Here is an 18,293-nt window from a genome sequence, read left to right on the forward strand (position 1 = left end):
ATCGCCGGGCCAAGACGGCGTTTCATCCCCCCAGACTGGGCGGCGAGGAGGCTGCCCCTGGCGCCGACCCGCCCAGCCGGGTGTCGCGCGCCATCGTTCAAAGGGAGGATCGACATGGGTCGAGCGCAAACGGTCGCCTCGGGGGCCGAACGGATTGACATGGTCATCGTCGGCGCGGGTTTCGGCGGCATGTATGCCACCTGGAAGTTCCGTGAGATGGGCCTGAACATCGTCAGCATCGAGGAAGGCGGCGATGTCGGCGGTGTCTGGTACTGGAACCGCTACCCGGGCGCGCGCTGCGACCTGCTGTCGGTCGATTACAGCTATGGTTTCTCGGAAGAAGTACAGCAGGAATGGACCTGGTCCGAGCAATTCGCCGCCCAGCCCGAGATCCTGGCCTATGCCAATTTCGTCGCCGACCGGCTGACGCTGCGTCCGCATTACCGCTTCAACACCCGTGTGGACAGCGCCAAATGGGACGATGCCCGCCAGCTTTGGGTCGTGCGGACGAATGACGGCAAGGTGCTGGAGGCGACGTATTGCGTCATGTCCACGGGCCCCTTGTCCAAGCCGACCGATCCCGACATCCCGGGGCTGAACCGCTTCAAGGGCCTGACCCTGCGCGCCGCCCGCTGGCCGCATGAGGAGCCGGATCTGAAGGGAAAGCGGATCGGCGTGCTGGGCACCGGGTCCTCGGGGATGCAGATCATCCAGACGTTGGGCCGCACCGAGTGCGAGCTCTTCGTGTTCCAGCGCACCCCCAGCTTCACCCTGCCGATGCGCAACCGCAAGGTCACCGACCGTGACGTGGCGGAGCTGAAGGCGAATTACGCCTCGATCCGCGCGGCCTGCCGGCTGAACCCGACGGGCGGCGCGCGCCCGGTGTCCACCCGGCCCTTCTTTTCCATCCCCGCCGATCACCGGCAGGAGCTGATGGAGCAGGCCTGGCAGCACGGCGGGCATACCTTCCTCGGCATCTTTTCCGACCTGATGGTCAATCAGGCGGCCAACGATCAGGTGGCGGATTTCGTCCGTGACCGGATCCACGACACGGTGATCGACAAGACCCTGGCCGAAAAGCTGAAGCCGCGCGGCTATCCGATCTTCGCCCGGCGGCCCTGCCTCGATACCGGCTATTACGAGACCTACAACCGGCCGAACGTGCATCTGGTCGATTGCCTGGAGGACCCGATCGTCGAGATCACCGACAAGGGCATCCGCACGCAATCGGGCGAGCATGAACTTGACGTGCTGATCCTCGCCACCGGCTATGACGCGCTGACCGGCGCGCTCTTGGCCTTCGAGATCACCGGCAAGGACGGGCTGGCGCTGAAGGACAAATGGGAGGGCGGGCCGCGCTCGCTCTTCGGGATCATGATGGCGGGTTTCCCGAACATGTTCATGACCACGGGGCCGAACGGCCCGGCGGCGCTGGCCAATATCTTCACCATTTCCGAGAATGATGTGGATTTCATCGCCGGACTCATCGCCCATATGCGGGCGAAGGGGCAGGGCGCGGTCGAGCCCTCGCGCGCGGTCGAGGATGCCTGGATGGATCAGATCCAGGTGCTGGCCAGCCGCTCGCTGATGCTGAAGGCAAAGACCTGGTGGACCGGCTCGAACGTGAAGGGCAAGCCGCAGGGCATGTCGATGTTCACCGGCGGTTTCCACAAATACCGCGAGGCCTGCGAGGCGGCGGTGGCGAACGGCTACCGTGACCTGAGCTTCGCGCCCGCGCATCAGGCCGAACCCGTCGCCGGCTGAGGCCTTTCCCCCCGATGTCGCTGTCACCGGCCGCGCCCGACGCGGCCGGGCAAACCCTGTCACCCCGGAGGTATCCCATGCTGGGTCTCATGCAGGATCGGCCGCTGCTGATCTCGTCCCTTCTGACGCACGCCGAGCGCTACCATCCGCAGAGCGAGATCGTGTCCGTCACCTGCGAGGGGGCGGTGGTGCGCAGCGATTGGGCGGGGATCGCCCGGCGCGCGCGGCAGGCGGCGCAGGCGCTCAGGCGGCTGGGGGTGAAGCCCGGCGACCGGGTGGCGACGCTGGCCTGGAACACGCACCGGCATCTGGAACTCTACTATGCTGCCGCCGGGATCGGCGCGGTGCTGCACACGGTCAATCCCCGGCTTTTCCCCGAGCAGATCGACTACATCCTGAACCACGGCGCGGCCGAGGTGCTGTTGCTCGACACGCCCTTCCTGCCGCTGGTCGACGGGCTGGCGGGCAAGCTCGATCACGTCCGGCACCGCGTCCTGCTGTCCGACGCTCTGCCCGAGGGCCGCGCGGATCTGGCCTGTTACGAGGATCTTCTGGAAGCCGAGGACGGCATGCTGGACTGGCCGGTGTTCGACGAGAAACAGGCCTCGGGGCTCTGCTATACCTCGGGCACCACCGGGAACCCGAAGGGTGTGCTCTATTCCCACCGCTCGACCGTGCTGCACGCCTTCCTCTGCTGTCAGGTCGACGGGCTGCATCTGTCGCGGGCCGATTCCACGCTGCTGGCCGTGCCGCTGTTCCATGTGAACGCCTGGGGGATTCCCTATGCCTCGGCCTTGTGCGGGGCGAAGCTGGTGCTGCCGGGGCCGAAGCTGGACGGGCAGTCGCTGTTCGATCTGGCGCGGGCCGAGGGCTGCACCTTTTCGCTGGGGGTGCCGACGGTCTGGATCGGGCTGTTCAAGTATCTGGACGAGGCGGGGCTCCAGACCCGCGACCTGCCCTTCGAGCGCGTGCTGATGGGTGGCTCGGCCGCGCCCCGGGCGCTGCTGGAACGCTTCCACGCCGCCGGGATTCACGCCTTCCAGGCCTGGGGCATGTCGGAAACCAGCCCCGTCGCCACCGTCGCCACCCTGCTGCCTCATCACCGGGATCTGCCGAAGGCGAGCCAGATCGACGTGCTGGCCCGGCAGGGGCGGGCGATGTTCGGGGTCGAGCTGAAGATCGTCGGCGAGGACGGGGCGGAACTGCCGCAGGACGGCAGCGCCTCGGGCGAGCTGATGGTGCGGGGGCCCTGGGTCACGTCGGGCTATTACGGCGGGGTCGGCGGGCAGGTGGTCGATGAGGGCGGCTGGTTCGCGACCGGCGACGTGGCGAAGATCGACGCCGAGGGGTTCGTCACGCTGACGGACCGGTCCAAGGACGTCATCAAGTCGGGCGGCGAGTGGATCAGCTCCATCGAGCTGGAGAATGCGGCGCTGGGCCATCCGGCGGTCGAGGCCGCGGCGGTGGTGGGCGTGACGCACGAGCGCTGGCAGGAACGCCCGCTGATGCTGGTGGTGAGGAAACCGGGCGCGCAGGTCGAACCGGGCGCGATCCTCGCCTTCCTCGAGGACAAGGTGGTGCGCTGGTGGTTGCCCGACGATGTGGTCTTCGTCGAGACCCTGCCGCTGACCGCGACGGGAAAGCTGGACAAGAAGGTCCTGCGCGAGGCTTGGCGGGATCATCTGGTCAGGGCCGGGGCGTCAGCTCCATAAACGGGCAGACATCCGCTTCGAACGGGACACGGCGACGCCGGAACGGCGGTCCGGGGGCGATCTCGGGCCGCGCGATCCTGTCCATGCGGAAATGTCGGAAATCGGCCCGCTCGCGGTCCCAGCCGACCAGATACCACAAGGGCGGCAGGATCAGCATCGCCTGCGGCTCGGCCAACCGCCGGGTCGCGCGACCCTTGGCGTCGCGATAGTCGAAGGTCAGGGGCTGACGGTCCAGAAACGCCGTCTCGAAACAGGGCAGCAGGGCCGGGTCCATGGCGCCCCGGTCGGACAGGTCCTGCAGGGGCGACAGCCGTCCGACATGCAGCCCCTCCAAGAGCGCGCGCAGGTCGCGGAGTTGGTCTGGCGGCAGGTTTTTCTCGATCTTGGCAAGGCCCGAGTCGGCCAGCTCGGCAAAGGGCACATCCCGCGCGATCTGCATGGCCGAGACGGTGACGATCAACGCGAAGACCTCGCTGACCGACAGGCGCGGGCCGGACCGGGCGGCCTGCGGATCGAGCTGCAATCCACCGCCGGGGCCGGGCTCGGAATGGATGAGGTAGCCCTCATCACGCAGGCAGGACAGGTCGCGCAGCACCGTGCGGCGCGAGGCGCCGACCGTTTGGGCCAGCGTCCCGATCGTGGTGAGGCCGTTGCGGCGGAGGTGGCGGATCAGCTGGTCCTGGCGGGCGCGGGTGTTCATGCGCCAAGGATAGCATGATTGGTGACAAGTTTTGGCACCAATGCTGGCTATCCCGTGTCAGGCACTCAAGACACAGGAGATTTCGCCATGACCGCCAACACCTTGCCCCGGATCGTCAACCCCGCGCCGCTGCCCGATCCCAGCCCGAACGGCTACAGCACGGCGGTGATCGCGCCCGCATCGGCACGGCTTGCGTTCATCTCCGGGCAGGGCGGGCAGGATCACTCGGGCGCGCTGTCGCCCGATTTCGCGGCTCAGGTCCGGCAGGCTTATGCCAACCTCGGCGCGGTGCTCGGCGGGTTGGGTGCCGGGCCTGAGCGCGTGGTGAAGCTGACCACTTATGTCGTGGATCACGACCCGTCGAAACTGGGTCCGCTGACTGAGGCAGTGATCGCCCTGTTCGGGGATCGCTTGCCGGCTCAGACATTGGTGGGGGTCTCGGCGCTCGCCATCCCGCCGATGCTGTTCGAGGTCGAGGCCGTTGTCGCGGTGGACTGAGCGCAGGGCAAAGGGGCGGGATTGACCCGCCCCTCGCTGTCTTGTGGCCGGTGGTCAGGCCTTCGCCGAGCGGCGCCTGATGAAAGCCTGCAACTCGCCGACCAAGCCCCGGCGGAAGAACAGGATCACCACCAGGAACACGGTGCCCTGGATTATCAGTGCCCATTCCCCGAATTGCGCGAGGTGGTCGTTCAGCATCACGATCAGCGCGGCGCCGACCATGGGGCCGGCCATGGTGCCAAGACCGCCCAGCAACGCCATGAAGATGATCGTGCCGGACACGTGGAACGACAGGTCGTGCAGCGTCGCGATCTGATAGACCGAGGCCTTCATCGCCCCCGCCAGCCCCGCCAGCCCGGCCGAGAGGGTCAGCGCCACGATCTTGAACCGTTCGGGCACGAAGCCCAGGGATTCCACCCGCCCCTCGTTGTCGCGGATGGCGCGCAGCACCTCGCCGAAGGGGGAATGCACGATGCGGTAGAAGAACCAGATCGCCGCCACCGAGATGGCCAGGATCAGGTAATAGAGCGACAGGTTCGACGACACGTCGATCACCCCGAAGAGGTCCGAGCGCGGGATGCGCTGCAACCCGTCCTCGCCATGGGTGAAGGGCGCGCGCAACAGCAGGAAATAGACGAATTGCGAGATGGCCAGCGTGATCATCGCGAACTGGATCCCGCCGCGCCGGGCCGAGATCAGCCCCACGACCCAGCCCAGCGCCGCCATGGCAAGCGTCGTCGCAGCAAAGGCCAGCTCGATGCTGAACCCGCCCTCCTTCATCAGCCAGCCGCCGATATAGGCGCCGGTGCCGAAGAACATGGCGTGCCCGAAGCAGAGGAGCCCCGCGTAGCCCAAGAGCAGGTTGAAGCTGGAGGCGAAGACCATGAAGCACAGGATGGTCATCAGCAGGATCGGATAGACGAAGAACGGCGCGGCAAGGGCCACCACGGCCAGCGCGGCGAGAAGCAGGATGCGGGTCATCGGGAGGACTCCGGCGAAGAGAACAGGCCATTGGGCCGCAGGATCAGCGCGACGATCATGATGACGAAGATCGCGAGGTTCGAGGCTTCGGGGTAGAAGACCTTGGTCAGGCCCTCGACAATGCCGATCAGATAGCCGGTGAGGATCGCGCCGAGGATCGAGCCCATGCCGCCAATCACCACCACGGCGAAGATGACGATCATCAGGTTCGAGCCCATCGAGGGCGAGACCTGATAGATCGGCGCGGCCAGCACGCCCCCCAGACCCGCCAGCCCGACGCCGAAGGCATAGGTCAGGCTCATCATCCGCGGCACGTTGATGCCGAAGCTTTCGACAATCTCGGGCCGTTCATTGGCCGCCCGCAGATAGGCGCCGAGCTTGGTCTTTTCGATCAGCAGCCAGGTGGCGATGCACACGACCAGCGAGAAGATCACCACCCAGCCCCGGTAATAGGGCAGGAACATGAAGCCGAGGTTGACGCCGCCCGGCAGCGGCGAGGCATAGGGCAGTCCGGTCGAGCCGAATTCCAGCCGCATCAACCCCTCGATAATCAGCACCGCCGCGAAGGTGGCGAGCAGGCTGTAAAGGTGGTCGAGGTGCCTGAGCGGCTTCAGGATGGTCTGTTCCATCAATAGGCCAAAGGCCCCCACCACCACCGGCGCGATGATGAGCGCGCCCCAATAGGGGATGCCCAGATGGTTCAGCAGCAGGAGCGCGACGAAGGCGCCCAGCATGTATTGCGCGCCATGGGCGAAGTTCACCACATGGATCAGGCCGAAGATGATGGCGAGGCCGAGGCTGAGCATGGCATAGAAAGACCCGTTGATAAGGCCGATCAGCAATTGCCCCAGCAGCAGCTGCATCGAGATGTGGTCGAACATGGCTCAGACCCCCAGGTATGTCTTGACCCGGGCCATATCGGCCTCGAGCGCGGAATTGGTCAGCGTGTCGACCACCTTGCCGTTTTCCACGACCACATGGCGGTCGGCGACCTTGCGGGCGAAGGACAGGTTCTGTTCGACCAGCAGGATGGTGAAACCCTGCGATTTCAGCTGCCTGATCTGCTCGCCGATTTCCTTGACCACGACCGGGGCCAGCCCTTCGCTGGGTTCGTCCAGAAGCAGGAACCGGGCGCCGGTGCGCAGGATGCGGGCGATGGCCAGCATCTGCTGCTCGCCGCCCGACAGCTTCGTGCCCTGGCTTTTCAGCCGCCGCTGCAAGTTCGGGAATTGCCGAAGAAGCTCGGCATCGGCGATGCCGCCCGCTTTCAGGACCGGCGGCAGGGTGAGGTTCTCGGCCACGTTCAGGGACGAGAAGATCGCGCGTTCCTCGGGGCAATAGGCGATGCCGGTGCGGGCGATCTGGAAGGTGCGCTTGCCGATCAGCTCGGCCCCGTCGAAGCGGATGGAGCCGGTGCGCTTGCCGACGATGCCCATGATCGACCGCAGCGTGGTGGATTTCCCCGCGCCGTTGCGGCCGATCAGCGTGACCAGCTCGCCCGGCTGCACGTCGAAGTTCATGCCGTGCAGGGCTTTGGATTCGCCGTACCAGGCTTCCAGATTCTGGACCTTGAGCAGGGGCTCAGTCATCGACGCCTCCCATATAGGCGGTAATCACCTCGGGATCGGTCGAGACCTCGGCATAGGTGCCTTCGGTCAGGACCTCGCCATGCTGCAAGACGGTGATCCGCTCGCAGAGGCTGGAGACGACCGAGAGGTTATGCTCGACGATCAGGATCGTCCGCCCGGCCGAGACCTTGCGGATCAGGTCGGTGATCGGCTCCACATCCTCGTGCCCCATCCCGGCGGTGGGCTCGTCGAGCAGCATCACCTTGGGGTCGAGCGCCAGCGTCGTCGCAATCTCCAGCGCGCGCTTCTTGCCGTAGCTGAGTTCGGTCGCGGGCGTCTCCTCGCGCCCGGCCAGACCCACTTGGGCCAGCAGCTCGCGGGCGCGCTGGTTCAGCGGTTCCACCGCTTTCAGCGAGCGCCAGAACTGGAACGCCGTGCCGTTGTTCGATTGCAGCGCGACGCGGACGTTTTCCAGACAGGTCAGATGCGGGAAGGTGGCCGAGATCTGGAAGCTGCGCACGAGGCCCAGCTTCGCCACCTGTGCCGACCGCAGCTTGGTGATGTCCTGCCCGTCCAGCAGCACCTGACCCGCGGTGGGCGTCAGGGTCTTGGTCAGCAGGTTGAAACAGGTGGTCTTGCCGGCGCCATTGGGGCCGATCAGCGCATGGATCGACCCGCGCCGGACCTTCAGGTTCACGTCCTTCACCGCGTGGAAGCCGCCGAAGGTCTTGGTCAGCCCCCGCGCTTCGAGTGCATAGTCGCTCATCGCCGTCACCGTGAGGGCAGGCCGAGGACGGCCTTGGCAAGGATGTTGCGCTGGATCTCGTTGGAACCCCCGAAGATGGCGGGCGCGCGGGCGTCGAGGAACAGGTTCATCGCGTCGACATGGCCGCCGTCGCCCAGGGGCAGGTCGTCATAGTAGCGCGCCTCCTCACCCGCGACGGCCAGCGTCTCCTCGGTGATGCGCTGGTAGAGTTCGGTGCAGAAGAGCTTCAGGACCGAGACATCGGCGCCCAGAGTGCCGCCCTCGCGCAGAACCTTGGCGAACCGCTCGAAGGCCGAGCCGAGGTCGTAGAGGTCGAGCCTGAGCTTGGCAAAGCGCGAGCGGAAGGCGGGGTCGTCAAAGGCGCCGCGGTCTTCGGCCAGCATCTCCAGCCTTGTCAGGGCGTATTCGGGCCGGGACGGCGCGCCGAGGAAGATGCGCTCATGCCCCAGCACGGCCTTGGCCAGCGCCCAGCCCGCGTTGACCTCGCCCACGACGTTCTTGGCGGGGACACGGACGTTGTCGAAGAAGACCTCGCAGAAATCGGCCTCTTCGCGCAGGTTGGGGATGGTACGGACCACGACGCCGGGCGAGGTGAGGTCCACGAGCAGCACGGTGATCCCGTTCTGCGGCTTGGCGGCCTCCTTGTCGGTGCGGGCCAAGAGCAGGATCCAGTTGGCGCAATGCGCCAGCGTGGTCCAGATCTTCTGGCCGTTGATGACGAATTCGTCGCCATCCCGCACGGCCGAGGTGCGCAAGGACGCCAGATCCGAGCCCGCGTTCGGTTCGGAATAGCCCTGACACCAGACATGCTCACCGGACAGGATGCGGGGCAGGAAGAAGTCCTTCTGCGCCTCGGTGCCGAATTCGATCAGCAGGGGCCCGGTCAGCCCGATGCCATGGTCGGGAATGCGGGGACAGCCCAGCCGCGCCCATTCCTCGACATAGACGATGTGCTTGGCGGCGTTCAGCCCCATCCCGCCGTGTTCCTGCGGCCAGACCGGCGAGAGCCAGCCCTTGCGGGCCAGCGCGTGATACCATTCCGCCACCTCGTCGAAGACCGGGCGCTGCTTGCGCATGAAGCGCAGATGGGCGGGGCAGTTCTGATCCACCCAGTCGCGGAAGATCGCCCGGAAGTCCTCGTCCGTCAGCGCGTTCCAGTCCTGTTGCTCGGGCACAGCCTTGGTCAGCATCACAGACCATCCCCGAAGACGGCCGGGCGCTTTTCCATGAAGGCGCGCATGGCTTCCTTGCTGTCGGGATGGCGGGTCATCTCGACCGTCAGGTTCTGCTCGAAGCGGTAGCCGTCCTTCAGGCCCATCGTCTCGACGGTGTTGAGGGCGCGCTTGGCCAGCCGGATCGCGGCCGGGCTTTTCGAGGCGATGTTGCGGGCGATCTCCATCGCCGTGTCCATCAGGTCCTCGGGCGCGACACAGGCCTCGATCAGGCCGCGGCGGTAGAGTTCCGCGGCGGGCACGCGCCAGCCGGTCAGCACCATGCGGCGGGTCAGCGACATGGGGAAGACCCGCATCGTGTGGCGCACGCCGCCCATCAGGCCGATGTCGATCTCGGGCAGGCCGAAGACCGCGTTCGTGGAGGCCACGATCATGTCGGAACAGATCGCGAGGCCCATGCCCGCGCCCAGCGCCGGGCCGTTCACGGCGGCGATGACGGGGACGTTCATCTCCATGATGACGAAGCCCACCTCGCGCGCGCGGCGCAGGTGGCGATAGGTGTCGCCCGGCACGCCGTCCGCGAGTTTGGCGCGCGACTTGATGTCGGCCCCGGCCGAGAAGCACTTGCCCGCGCCGGTCAGCACGATGCAGCGCACGCCGGGGGTTTCGTTCAACGCGTCGAAAACCTCGATCAGTTCCTCCATGAAGGCGCGCGACTGGGCGTTCACGGGCGGCGCGTCCATGGTGATGACGGCAACGTGGTCGGTGATCTCGGTCTTGATCAGCTCGTTTCGCATGGAATGTCCTTTCAGGCAGCACGCTCGGCGGCGAGGAACGCCAGCCGCAGCTCTTCGGGTTGGCCCAGCGTCGCGTTGAGGGCGATCGCGCGCTTGAGGTAGAGGCCGATGTCGCATTGGTCGGTGAAGCCCATGGCGCCATGCAGCTGGATCGCCTTGCGGGTGATCGAGGTGGCGCTGTCGCCGGCCCGGGCCTTGGCGGCGAGCACGGCCTGCGCGACCTCGCCCTCGGGCGCGGTGGCGGCGTTGGTGCAGGCCGAGCAGGCGAATTCCGCCTCGGCCCACATGTCCACCAGCCGGTGCTGGATCGCCTGGAAACTGGCGATGGTCTTGCCGAATTGGACCCGGTTCGCGGTGTACTCGACGGTGATCTCCAGCGCGCGGGCGCCGATGCCCGCCAATTCCGCGGCAAGCGCCATGCGGGCCGTGGTGATGGCGGTCCCGAGCGCGGTCTCCAGCGCCGCCCCACGGGCCAGCACCCTCCCCGCCGGGACGTCATGCAGCGAGACGGTCGCCAGCGTCGCGCCGTCGATGCCCGGGCGGGTGACGACGCGCAGCCCGGGCGCCCCGGCGGGCAGGTGGATCAGCACGGGCGTCTCGGCGTTATTTGCCAGCACCAGAAAGCCGGTGGCCGAACTGGCGCCCGCCACCAGATGGGCGGTGCCGTTCAGCAGGTCGTCGGTCAGCGCCAGCGGCGCCGTGCGGCCGCGGGCATCCTGCCAGAGGACCGGCAGGATCGCCTCGCCCCGGCCCAGCCCGGCGCCGAGCGCCTGCAGGTGCTCGTCCGGCGGCAGCGCGGCCAGCAGGGCGCCGGGGAAGACGGCGAGCGTGGCGAAGGGTTCGGTGATCAGCGCCCGGCCCAGCGCCTCGGCGGCGACGGTCAGCTCGGGGCGGCCCAGCGCCAGCCCGCCCATATCCTCGGGCAGGGGCAGGGCCAGAAAGCCCGCCTCGGCCAGCGCCGTCCAGACCTGCGGGTCCAGATCGGCCCCGGCGGCGCGGCGGCGGCGGAAGGTGGCGGGGCCATCGGCCTCGGCCGCCAGCGCGGCGAGGCTGTCGCGCAGCATGGCCAGCGTGGCGTCGGGATCGTCGAGTTGGATGAGGGGCATGGTGCCTCCGGCAGTTGCATCAACGGCGCGGCAGGCTCCCGGCAGGGTCGGCGCAATAGGCGACCCTCGTCGCCCGAAGGCGAACGGTTTCGCTGTCTGGATTGGCCTCCCCCGCGGGACCCAGGTCCACGCGCTCCGGCTACAGGAGGCGGGTTCGGGGGCTTTTTGTCAAAACCTATCGCATGCTGGGAAGGCAGTTTCACAAGTGTGAAATGACCGGGGTGAGGGGAGGCCGGGCAAGCCCGCCGCGGGCGGTGGGAGGGGGCGGCGCAGATCGGTGTCAGCTTGCGTCCGGTGGGCCGGGACGGGGCGGGCCGGACCAGCGCCGGGGCGTGCACCCCGGCCTTGGCGCGTCGGGCCGCGGTCCCGTGCCGGTCGCGGACCGTTAGGCCGTGTCGCCGGGGTCGCGGAACCCGTCGCCCTCGGCCTGCAGGATCGGGGTGCGGAACACGCCGCGGATGCGGTCGGCGCCGGGGATCTGCTGCTGCCAGCGGGTGCCCTGTTCCATCGCCACGGCAATGCCCAGAGGCTCGATCCCGGCCTTTTCCAGCAGCCGCAGGACCGCGGCCAGCGAACTGCCCGAACTCACCACGTCATCGACCAGCAACACGCGCTTGCCCCTGAGCAACGGCAGCATCCGGGGATCGAGGTAGATGTCCTTGCCGCCGCCCGGCGTCGTGATCGACCTCAGGGGTTCCGACAGCGCCGGGTCGTACCAGAACTTGCGCGAGGTCCCCAGCGCCACGACGCGGCTGTGCCCCAGCCGCCGCGCCACGCCCTCGGCCAAGGGTAGGCCCAGCGTCGGCACGCCGATCACCACCTCGGGCCGGGCCTCGCGCCAGAGGGACACCATGGCCTCGGTCAGCGCGTCCAGCACCGCGAACGAGGCCTGATTGACGATCAGCGAGGCCACCGCCTGCCCGCCATCCCCCGGCAAGACCCGGATCGGCAGCAGGATCTGGCGGCCATCGGGCAGGGTGGCGGGATAGAAGCCGCGATGGGGGATACCGGCCACGGGAAAGCTGCCGGGGGCGAAGAGCGTCTGCCAGAAATCGTGCGGTTCAAGGATCATGGGGCTCTCTGGCAATCGGCGGAGGGATCGGTCAAGGTGGGATATGACAAGCCTCCTGACCGATTGACAAGCCATGCCGCTTTCCCCCGCCGCGCTGAGCCGCCTTGTGGCCCTTCGCCACGACCTGCACGCCCATCCCGAACTGGGGTTCGAGGAGACGCGCACCGCCGATCTGGTGGCAGCGGTACTGCAGGAGGCGGGGATCACCACCCACCGCGGGCTGGGCGTCACCGGCGTGGTCGGCACGCTGACGCGGGGCAACGGGCCGGGGCGGATCGCGCTCAGGGCCGATATGGACGCGCTGGCGATGCCGGAGCTGACCGGCCTGCCGCATGCCAGCCGCACCCCCGGCCGGATGCATGCCTGCGGCCATGACGGGCATACGGTGATGTTGCTGGGCGCCGCCTTGGAACTGGCGCGCGACGGCGGGTTCGACGGCACCGTGCATTTCATCCTCCAACCGGCGGAAGAGGGGCGGGGCGGGGCCGCGCGGATGGTCGCGGATGGATTTTTCCAGCGGTTTCCGGTGGATCGCGTCTATGGGCTGCACAACATGCCGGGCCTCGACCCCGACGAGATCGCCGTGGTCGAGGGGCCGCAGCTGGCCTCTTCCGACCGCTGGGAGGTGGTCTTTACCGGCGAGGGCACGCATGGCGCGAAACCCCATCTGGGCCGCGATCCGATCACCGCGGCAGGGGCGTTCCTGAGCGCGATCCACAGCATCGTGGCGCGGGTGGTCGATCCGCTGGCGCCCGCCGTGGTCAGCGCCTGCGCGCTGGAGGCGGGGGATTTCGCGGCGCTCAACGTGATCCCCGATACGGCGCGGGTGGGCGGCACCGCGCGGGCCTATGCCCCCGAGGTCCGCGATCAGCTTGAGGCGGAACTCGACCGCATCGCCCGTGGCATCGCTGCGACCTATGGCCTCACGGCCGCCTTCAGCTATCGCCGGGGCGTGCCGCCGGTGGTCAATGATCCGGGCGCCACCGCCATCGCGCTGGGTGCCGCCCGCGCCGCCTTGCCCAAGGTGCGGACCGCCTTCCCGCCCTCGACCGCCGGGGACGATTTCGCGGTCTTCTCGCAGGAGGTGCCGGGCTGCTACGTCTGGCTGGGCAACGGCCCGGCGGTGGAAGGGGCGCTGCACCACAACACGCGCTACGATTTCAACGATGCGGCGATTGCCCCGGGCGTGGCCTATTGGTGCGCGCTGGTCAGGGCTGATCTGCGCGCATGAGCCCGTCCCAGAGCATCCGCTTGACCGCCACCGCGTCGATGCGCATCGCCACCTGAACCGGCGGGCGGCTGGCGTCGGGGACCAGTCGGCCCGGATGCTCGACCAGATCGACGCCGAGCCGCATCTCGTCGCAGCCGAAAAGCTCGGGCGCCAGCGCCATCAGCATGACGCAGGGGTCGTGCAGCGGCCGGGATTCGCGGGCGGAACCCAGGAAATAGGCCTCGATCAGCGAGGCGGCGGTGGTGCCCGCGGGCGTGCCGCTGGCGCGCAGGGGCTCCAGTTCGGCCAGGGTGGCGCGGAAGCGGCGGGTCACGTCCAGCGGGATCATGGTGATCGGCACGCCCGAGCCCAGCACGATCGAGGCTGCCAGCCCATCGGCGCCGATGTTGTATTCGGCGAAGGGCCCGGCATTGCCCTTCTCGTGGATCGCGCCGCCCATGGCGATGATATGGCCGACGCGGGCGAAGGCCTGCGGGTGGTCGCGGGCGAGGATCGCCAGATTGGTCATCGGCGCCAGCGCGAGGATGGTCAGGGTTCCGGGCGGCTCGGCCATCAGGCGCTTGGCCACGAATCCGGTGGCATCCGACAGCGAGCCGTTGGGCGACAGGGGCAACGTGACACCCCCCAGCCCGTCGGCGCCGTGGATCGTCTCTTCGTTGCGGCCGGTGCCGCTGAGGGGGCCGGTGGCGCCCTGCACCACGGGGATCTGCCGCCCCGAGACGGCGACAAGGCGCAGGGCGTTGTCGGTGGTGCGGGTGATGCCGATATTGCCCGCCACGCTGGTGATCGCCTGCACGTCGAAGCGCGGCTCGTTCAGCGCGTAGAGGATGGCCACGGCGTCGTCGAGGCCGGGGTCGGTGTCGATGATGACTTTCATGTCTGCCCTTGGTCGATGGCGTTCATTTCGGCCCGGAACTGACCGGCAACTTGCAACGCATCTGACAGGACCCTGTCGGTCTCCAGGGTCAGGACCTGCCGGTTCCGCATCAGCCAGTGCCCGGCGACCATCACGTCGTGCACATCGGCGGGCTGGGCGGCAAACACCAGCATGGAATAGACATCGTAGACGGGATGCAGGCGGGGCGCATCCAGCGAAATACGTATAATGTCAGCTTTTTTCCCGGGCTCGAGCGAGCCGATCCGGTCGTCGAGCGCCAGCGCCCGCGCGCCTTCGAGCGTGGCCATGCGGACCACCTCGGCCGCCGGAAGGGGCTTGCGGGAATGGCCGAGGATCTTGGCGAAGATCGACACCGGCCCGAATTGCGCGAAAAGGTCGAGGGTGTTGCCGCTCATCGGCCCGTCGGTGGCGATGCCCACGGGGATGCCCGCGCGGCGCATGTCCTCGACCCGCGCCATGCCCCGCCCGGCCTTGCCGTTCGAGCGCGCGTTATGCGCGACCCCGGCGCCGGTTTCGGCCAGCAGCGCGATGTCGGCGTCGTCCATCAAGAGGCAATGCGCGGCCACGGTTCCGGGACGCAGGATGCCCGACTTGGCGGCCAGTGCCGTGGTAGACATGCCGTGTTCGCGCCGGGCCCAGGCGGTTTCGGCCTCGGTCTCCGCCAGATGGATCTGCACCCGGGTGCCCGGGTGGTCGTCGTGCCAGCGCGCGGCGCGTTCCAGCACGGCGGGGCCGGTGGAATAGGGCGCATGCGGCGCGATGGAGGCGATGAGGCGCGGGTGCCCGGCCAGCCGGTCGGCCAGCGCATCGCAGAGGGCGAAACCCTCGTCGAAGCTGGCGTGATCGGGGGCGGCGAAATCGGCGAGGGTCTGGCCTAGCACGGCGCGCAGGCCCGCGCGGTCCATGACCTCGGCGATCTCGGTCTCGAAATAATACATGTCGGCGATGGTCGTCACGCCGCCCATGATCGATTCCAGCGCGGAAAGCGCCGTGCCGGCGCGGACCATGGCGGGCGAGACGAATTTGCGTTCGAGGGGCAGGATGTAGCGGAAGAGGCGGTCGTCCACATCCTCGCCCAGTCCCCGGAACAGCGACATCGGCAGGTGGCAATGCGGGTTGACCATGCCGGGCATGAGGACGTCGCCGCCCATGTCGAGCACCTCGCCCCCCTCGGGCGCGGGGCCATTGCCCAGGGCGGCGATGGTCTCGCCTTCGATCCTCACCCAACCGTTGCGGAACTCGGTCAGTCCCCGGTCCATCGTCAGCACCCAGGCATTGGCGAGGGTGAGGCTCATTCCGGTTTGAGGATCGCGCATTGCTCGGGGTTCGGGACCAGCGTGACGGCGGTTCCGGGGTCGAGCGGTTGCGAGAGGGGGCCGTTCGCGGTCAGGGACAGCGCGCCCGCCCTGGCCTGATACTGATAGGCCCGGCCGAGATAGGTGCGCAGCCCCAGCGTGGCGGGCAGACCCGCGCCGCCGGTCGCGGTGACCTGCAACCCGTCGGGCCGCGTGGCGAGGGTGAAGGCGTCGGGGATCGGGCCAAGTTGGTCTTGCGACAGGGTGAGCGCGGCGCCTTCGGCGGTCCGGGCGGTGATTTCGGCGCCGTTGCGGGTGGTGACCTGAAGGGGGATCAGGTTCTCGAAGCCGACGAAATTCGCCACAAAAGCATTCGCCGGGCGCTGGTACAGAACCTCGGGCGTATCGAGCTGCATGATCCGGCCCTGATGCATGATCGCCACCCGGTCGGAGATCGAGAAGGCCTCCTCCTGATCGTGGGTGACATAGAGCGCGGTGGTGCCGTTCGCGCGCTGCAGCTGGCGGATCTCGACCCGCATGTCGATGCGCAGCTTGGCGTCGAGGTTGGACAAGGGCTCGTCGAACATGAGAAGCGGCGGCTCGATGACCAGCGCGCGGGCCAACGCCACGCGCTGCTTCTGCCCGCCCGACAGGGCGCCCGGCAGCCGGTCGGCCAGATGCGCCAGCCCCACCCGGTCCAGCATCGCATCGGCGCGTTTCAGACGCTCGGGCCCCGCCACCTTGCGCTGTTTCAGCCCGAAAGCCACGTTCTCGCGCACCGTCAGATGGGGGAAAAGCGCGTAGTTCTGGAACACCAGCCCGATGTCGCGCTGATGCGCTGGCAGTCTGGTCAGGTCCTTGTCGCCCAGCCGGATCGCCCCGGCGGTCGGTTGCAGGAAGCCTGCGACCAGCCGCAGGGTGGTGGTCTTGCCGCAGCCCGAGGCGCCCAGAAGCGAGACAAGCTCGCCCTCGGCCACCGATAGCGAGAGGTCCTCAAGCACCTTGGTGGTGCCGTAATGGGCGGTGATGCGGTCGATGGTCAGGGCTTGGGTCATGGGTCTATTTCGCGACGATGGCCAGGCCGAGCGTGCGCTCGACGATGATCATGACGAGGATGGTGAGCAGCATCAGCACGACCGAGACCGAGGCGATGGTCGGGTCGAAGAACTGCTCCATATGGGCGAGAAGCTGGATCGGCAGGGTCGAAACCCCCGGCCCGGTCAGGAACAGCGAGACCGAGACATCGTTGATCGAGGTGATGAACGACAGGATGAAGGCCGCGATCACGCCCGAGCGGATGTTGGGCAGGACGATGGTGAAGAAGGTCCGCGCGGGCGGCGAGCCGAGGCTGATGGCGGCCTCCTCGATGGAGAAGTCGAAGGACGCCAGCGAGGCCGAGACGACGCGGATCACATAGGGAATGACCAGCAGCGTGTGGCCGATCAGCAGCGCGTACCAGACGGGCACCCCCGCCTGCACCGTGACCGAGCGCAGGAGTGAGAAGCCGATGACGATCTCGGGCACCAGAATGGGCAGGACGAACAGCGTCGACAGCCAGCCGGGCAGGGTGACGCGGTAGCGGTTCAGCGCATAGGCGGCGGGGATGCCGACGATCAGCGCGATCCCGGTGCCGAGGAAGGCCATCTGCAACGAGGTGACGATGGTGCGCCGGAAGGCCGAGATATCCCAGATGTTCTGGAACCACCGGAAACTCAGCCCCTGCGGCGGGAAGGTGAGGTAGGTCGTGTCGCTGAGCGACGCGCCGAAGATGATGATGAGCGGGCCCAGCAGGAAGACATAGACCAGCACCGTGAACAGGATCAGAAGGGGATGGATGCGGGTTGCCATGTCAGGTCGCCATCGGGTTGAGGCGCCGGGCCACGCGCGTCATGACCAGCACCGTCGCCACGATAACCGCCAGCATGATCGCCGCCACCACGGCCGCGCCCGGCCAGTCGAAGGCCACCAGCGCGCGTTGTTGCAGGAAGGTGCCCATCATCATCTGCCGCGTGCCGCCCAGCAGATGCGGCGTCGCGTAGGAGGTGAAGCTGGCGGTGAAGACCAGCACCGCGCCGACGATCAGCCCCGGCACGGCCAGCGGCAGGGTGATCTGGAAGAACCCGGCGACCGGCCCCGCGCCGAGGCTGGACGAGGCTTGCAGCAGATCCTCGGGGATATTCTCCAGCACGCCCACCAGCACCAGCACCATCAAGGGCACGAAGATATAGACCATGGCGACGATCACCGCGCCCTGGGTGTAGAGCATGGCGACCGGGCCATCCGTCAGCCCGGTGGCTTGCAGGACCTGGTTCACCATCCCCTCGCGCCCCAGCAGCACCAGCCAGGCGAAGGAGCGGACCACGACGCCCGTCAGCAGCGGAAAGACCGCCAGCACGATCAGCGTGGATTTCATCCAGGGCGGGCAGCGGGCCACGACATAGGCGGTGGCCAGCCCCGCCGCCAGCGAAATGACCGTCACCCAGCCCGCCACGGTGAAGGTCCGCCACAACACGTTGCGCCGAAAGCCCGAGGCGAAGAAATCGGCATAGGGCTGCACGATGCCCCAGTCGCCCTGTCCGGGGCTGCCGAAGCTGAGGCCCACGGTGATGGCGACCGGGATCACCAGAAGGAAGGTGATCGCCAGCGTCGCCGGTGAGGCGAGCATCCATCCGGCCAGTCGTTTCATGGGGGTCTCCGGCAGGTCCGGCCCCCGTCAGCCGGGGGCCTGTCGTC

At 68.0% G+C, this 18,293-nt stretch carries 18 protein-coding genes; 4 read left to right on the forward strand and 14 right to left on the reverse strand.

Annotated features, from left to right (window positions below; translation table 11 throughout):
- Nucleotides 1-114: 114 nt before the first annotated feature.
- Both DDE23_RS11570 and DDE23_RS11575 read left to right on the forward strand, forming a co-directional pair.
- On the forward strand, nt 115-1,764 hold the full coding sequence (locus DDE23_RS11570; RefSeq protein WP_107753890.1) for a flavin-containing monooxygenase: 1,650 nt from the start codon (nt 115-117) through the stop codon (nt 1,762-1,764).
- 77 nt (nt 1,765-1,841) lie between these two features.
- The gene (locus DDE23_RS11575) at nt 1,842-3,476 is read left to right on the forward strand and encodes a long-chain fatty acid--CoA ligase (protein WP_107753892.1); all 1,635 of its coding nucleotides are present in this window, start codon (nt 1,842-1,844) and stop codon (nt 3,474-3,476) included.
- On the opposite strand, the gene DDE23_RS11580 is transcribed toward DDE23_RS11575, so the two are convergent.
- Entirely contained in the window at nt 3,451-4,176 is a 726-nt protein-coding gene (locus DDE23_RS11580; protein WP_107753894.1) for a helix-turn-helix transcriptional regulator, read from the reverse strand. The genes DDE23_RS11575 and DDE23_RS11580 overlap by 26 nt on opposite strands.
- A gap of 87 nt (nt 4,177-4,263) precedes the next feature.
- Here DDE23_RS11580 and DDE23_RS11585 point away from each other — a divergent pair, with 87 nt between their 5' ends.
- Nucleotides 4,264-4,674: a RidA family protein gene (locus DDE23_RS11585; RefSeq protein WP_107753896.1), complete on the forward strand. Its 411-nt coding sequence runs from the start codon at nt 4,264-4,266 to the stop codon at nt 4,672-4,674.
- A gap of 54 nt (nt 4,675-4,728) precedes the next feature.
- On the opposite strand, the gene DDE23_RS11590 is transcribed toward DDE23_RS11585, so the two are convergent.
- The 8 genes from DDE23_RS11590 to DDE23_RS11625 form a co-directional block, all read right to left on the reverse strand.
- The gene (locus tag DDE23_RS11590; RefSeq protein WP_107753898.1) at nt 4,729-5,655 is read right to left on the reverse strand and encodes a branched-chain amino acid ABC transporter permease; all 927 of its coding nucleotides are present in this window, start codon (nt 5,653-5,655) and stop codon (nt 4,729-4,731) included.
- Nucleotides 5,652-6,536 carry a branched-chain amino acid ABC transporter permease gene (locus tag DDE23_RS11595; protein ID WP_107753900.1) on the reverse strand — a complete coding sequence of 295 codons (885 nt, stop codon included), beginning with the start codon at nt 6,534-6,536 and terminating at the stop codon, nt 5,652-5,654. Before DDE23_RS11595 ends, DDE23_RS11590 begins: the two co-directional genes overlap by 4 nt.
- Before the next feature lie 3 nt (nt 6,537-6,539).
- A complete protein-coding gene (locus tag DDE23_RS11600) occupies nt 6,540-7,244 on the reverse strand; it encodes an ABC transporter ATP-binding protein (protein ID WP_107753902.1) in 705 nt (234 codons plus the stop codon).
- Complete coding sequence (locus tag DDE23_RS11605) at nt 7,237-7,989, reverse strand: ABC transporter ATP-binding protein (RefSeq protein WP_107753904.1); 753 nt, start codon at nt 7,987-7,989, stop codon at nt 7,237-7,239. The genes DDE23_RS11600 and DDE23_RS11605 overlap by 8 nt, the downstream gene beginning before the upstream one ends.
- A 5-nt stretch (nt 7,990-7,994) precedes the next feature.
- Nucleotides 7,995-9,179, reverse strand: a complete 1,185-nt coding sequence (locus tag DDE23_RS11610; protein WP_107753906.1) for an acyl-CoA dehydrogenase family protein — start codon at nt 9,177-9,179, stop codon at nt 7,995-7,997.
- Entirely contained in the window at nt 9,179-9,958 is a 780-nt protein-coding gene (locus tag DDE23_RS11615; RefSeq protein ID WP_107753907.1) for an enoyl-CoA hydratase/isomerase family protein, read from the reverse strand. Before DDE23_RS11615 ends, DDE23_RS11610 begins: the two co-directional genes overlap by 1 nt.
- An 11-nt stretch (nt 9,959-9,969) precedes the next feature.
- Nucleotides 9,970-11,064, reverse strand: coding sequence for an acyl-CoA dehydrogenase family protein (locus tag DDE23_RS11620; protein WP_107753909.1), 1,095 nt, complete (start codon nt 11,062-11,064; stop codon nt 9,970-9,972).
- A 385-nt stretch (nt 11,065-11,449) separates the two neighbouring features.
- The gene (locus DDE23_RS11625; protein WP_107753910.1) at nt 11,450-12,136 is read right to left on the reverse strand and encodes a phosphoribosyltransferase; all 687 of its coding nucleotides are present in this window, start codon (nt 12,134-12,136) and stop codon (nt 11,450-11,452) included.
- Nucleotides 12,137-12,209: 73 nt separating this feature from the next.
- Here DDE23_RS11625 and DDE23_RS11630 point away from each other — a divergent pair, with 73 nt between their 5' ends.
- Entirely contained in the window at nt 12,210-13,367 is a 1,158-nt protein-coding gene (locus DDE23_RS11630) for a M20 aminoacylase family protein (RefSeq protein WP_107753912.1), read from the forward strand.
- Here the strand turns inward: DDE23_RS11630 and DDE23_RS11635 are convergent.
- From DDE23_RS11635 to DDE23_RS11655, 5 genes are read right to left on the reverse strand one after another with little or no spacing between them, the layout of a single operon-like run.
- The gene (locus DDE23_RS11635; protein WP_107753914.1) at nt 13,345-14,244 is read right to left on the reverse strand and encodes a nucleoside hydrolase; all 900 of its coding nucleotides are present in this window, start codon (nt 14,242-14,244) and stop codon (nt 13,345-13,347) included. The two genes, DDE23_RS11630 and DDE23_RS11635, sit on opposite strands and share 23 nt — an antisense overlap.
- Nucleotides 14,241-15,560, reverse strand: coding sequence for an amidohydrolase family protein (locus DDE23_RS11640; protein WP_107753916.1), 1,320 nt, complete (start codon nt 15,558-15,560; stop codon nt 14,241-14,243). The genes DDE23_RS11635 and DDE23_RS11640 overlap by 4 nt, the downstream gene beginning before the upstream one ends.
- Nucleotides 15,557-16,615 carry an ABC transporter ATP-binding protein gene (locus DDE23_RS11645; RefSeq protein WP_107753918.1) on the reverse strand — a complete coding sequence of 353 codons (1,059 nt, stop codon included), beginning with the start codon at nt 16,613-16,615 and terminating at the stop codon, nt 15,557-15,559. Before DDE23_RS11645 ends, DDE23_RS11640 begins: the two co-directional genes overlap by 4 nt.
- 4 nt (nt 16,616-16,619) lie before the next feature.
- Nucleotides 16,620-17,408, reverse strand: a complete 789-nt coding sequence (locus DDE23_RS11650; RefSeq protein ID WP_107753920.1) for an ABC transporter permease — start codon at nt 17,406-17,408, stop codon at nt 16,620-16,622.
- Nucleotide 17,409: 1 nt separating this feature from the next.
- The gene (locus tag DDE23_RS11655) at nt 17,410-18,246 is read right to left on the reverse strand and encodes an ABC transporter permease (RefSeq protein WP_107753922.1); all 837 of its coding nucleotides are present in this window, start codon (nt 18,244-18,246) and stop codon (nt 17,410-17,412) included.
- Nucleotides 18,247-18,293: the final 47 nt, after the last annotated feature.

Origin of the sequence: Pararhodobacter aggregans, assembly GCF_003075525.1 — a bacterium.
Classification (GTDB): Bacteria; Pseudomonadota; Alphaproteobacteria; order Rhodobacterales; family Rhodobacteraceae; genus Pararhodobacter; species Pararhodobacter aggregans.

Excerpts from the sequence above, each read along its gene's own strand:
- DDE23_RS11570 (WP_107753890.1), top strand. The coding sequence starts at position 115 with ATGGGTCGAGCGCAAACGGTCGCCTCGGGGGCCGAACGGATTGACATG.
- DDE23_RS11575 (WP_107753892.1), top strand. The coding sequence starts at position 1,842 with ATGCTGGGTCTCATGCAGGATCGGCCGCTGCTGATCTCGTCCCTTCTG.
- DDE23_RS11580 (WP_107753894.1), bottom strand. The coding sequence starts at position 4,176 with ATGAACACCCGCGCCCGCCAGGACCAGCTGATCCGCCACCTCCGCCGC.
- DDE23_RS11585 (WP_107753896.1), top strand. The coding sequence starts at position 4,264 with ATGACCGCCAACACCTTGCCCCGGATCGTCAACCCCGCGCCGCTGCCC.
- DDE23_RS11590 (WP_107753898.1), bottom strand. The coding sequence starts at position 5,655 with ATGACCCGCATCCTGCTTCTCGCCGCGCTGGCCGTGGTGGCCCTTGCC.
- DDE23_RS11595 (WP_107753900.1), bottom strand. The coding sequence starts at position 6,536 with ATGTTCGACCACATCTCGATGCAGCTGCTGCTGGGGCAATTGCTGATC.
- DDE23_RS11600 (WP_107753902.1), bottom strand. The coding sequence starts at position 7,244 with ATGACTGAGCCCCTGCTCAAGGTCCAGAATCTGGAAGCCTGGTACGGC.
- DDE23_RS11605 (WP_107753904.1), bottom strand. The coding sequence starts at position 7,989 with ATGAGCGACTATGCACTCGAAGCGCGGGGGCTGACCAAGACCTTCGGC.
- DDE23_RS11610 (WP_107753906.1), bottom strand. The coding sequence starts at position 9,179 with ATGCTGACCAAGGCTGTGCCCGAGCAACAGGACTGGAACGCGCTGACG.
- DDE23_RS11615 (WP_107753907.1), bottom strand. The coding sequence starts at position 9,958 with ATGCGAAACGAGCTGATCAAGACCGAGATCACCGACCACGTTGCCGTC.
- DDE23_RS11620 (WP_107753909.1), bottom strand. The coding sequence starts at position 11,064 with ATGCCCCTCATCCAACTCGACGATCCCGACGCCACGCTGGCCATGCTG.
- DDE23_RS11625 (WP_107753910.1), bottom strand. The coding sequence starts at position 12,136 with ATGATCCTTGAACCGCACGATTTCTGGCAGACGCTCTTCGCCCCCGGC.
- DDE23_RS11630 (WP_107753912.1), top strand. The coding sequence starts at position 12,210 with ATGCCGCTTTCCCCCGCCGCGCTGAGCCGCCTTGTGGCCCTTCGCCAC.
- DDE23_RS11635 (WP_107753914.1), bottom strand. The coding sequence starts at position 14,244 with ATGAAAGTCATCATCGACACCGACCCCGGCCTCGACGACGCCGTGGCC.
- DDE23_RS11640 (WP_107753916.1), bottom strand. The coding sequence starts at position 15,560 with ATGAGCCTCACCCTCGCCAATGCCTGGGTGCTGACGATGGACCGGGGA.
- DDE23_RS11645 (WP_107753918.1), bottom strand. The coding sequence starts at position 16,615 with ATGACCCAAGCCCTGACCATCGACCGCATCACCGCCCATTACGGCACC.
- DDE23_RS11650 (WP_107753920.1), bottom strand. The coding sequence starts at position 17,408 with ATGGCAACCCGCATCCATCCCCTTCTGATCCTGTTCACGGTGCTGGTC.
- DDE23_RS11655 (WP_107753922.1), bottom strand. The coding sequence starts at position 18,246 with ATGAAACGACTGGCCGGATGGATGCTCGCCTCACCGGCGACGCTGGCG.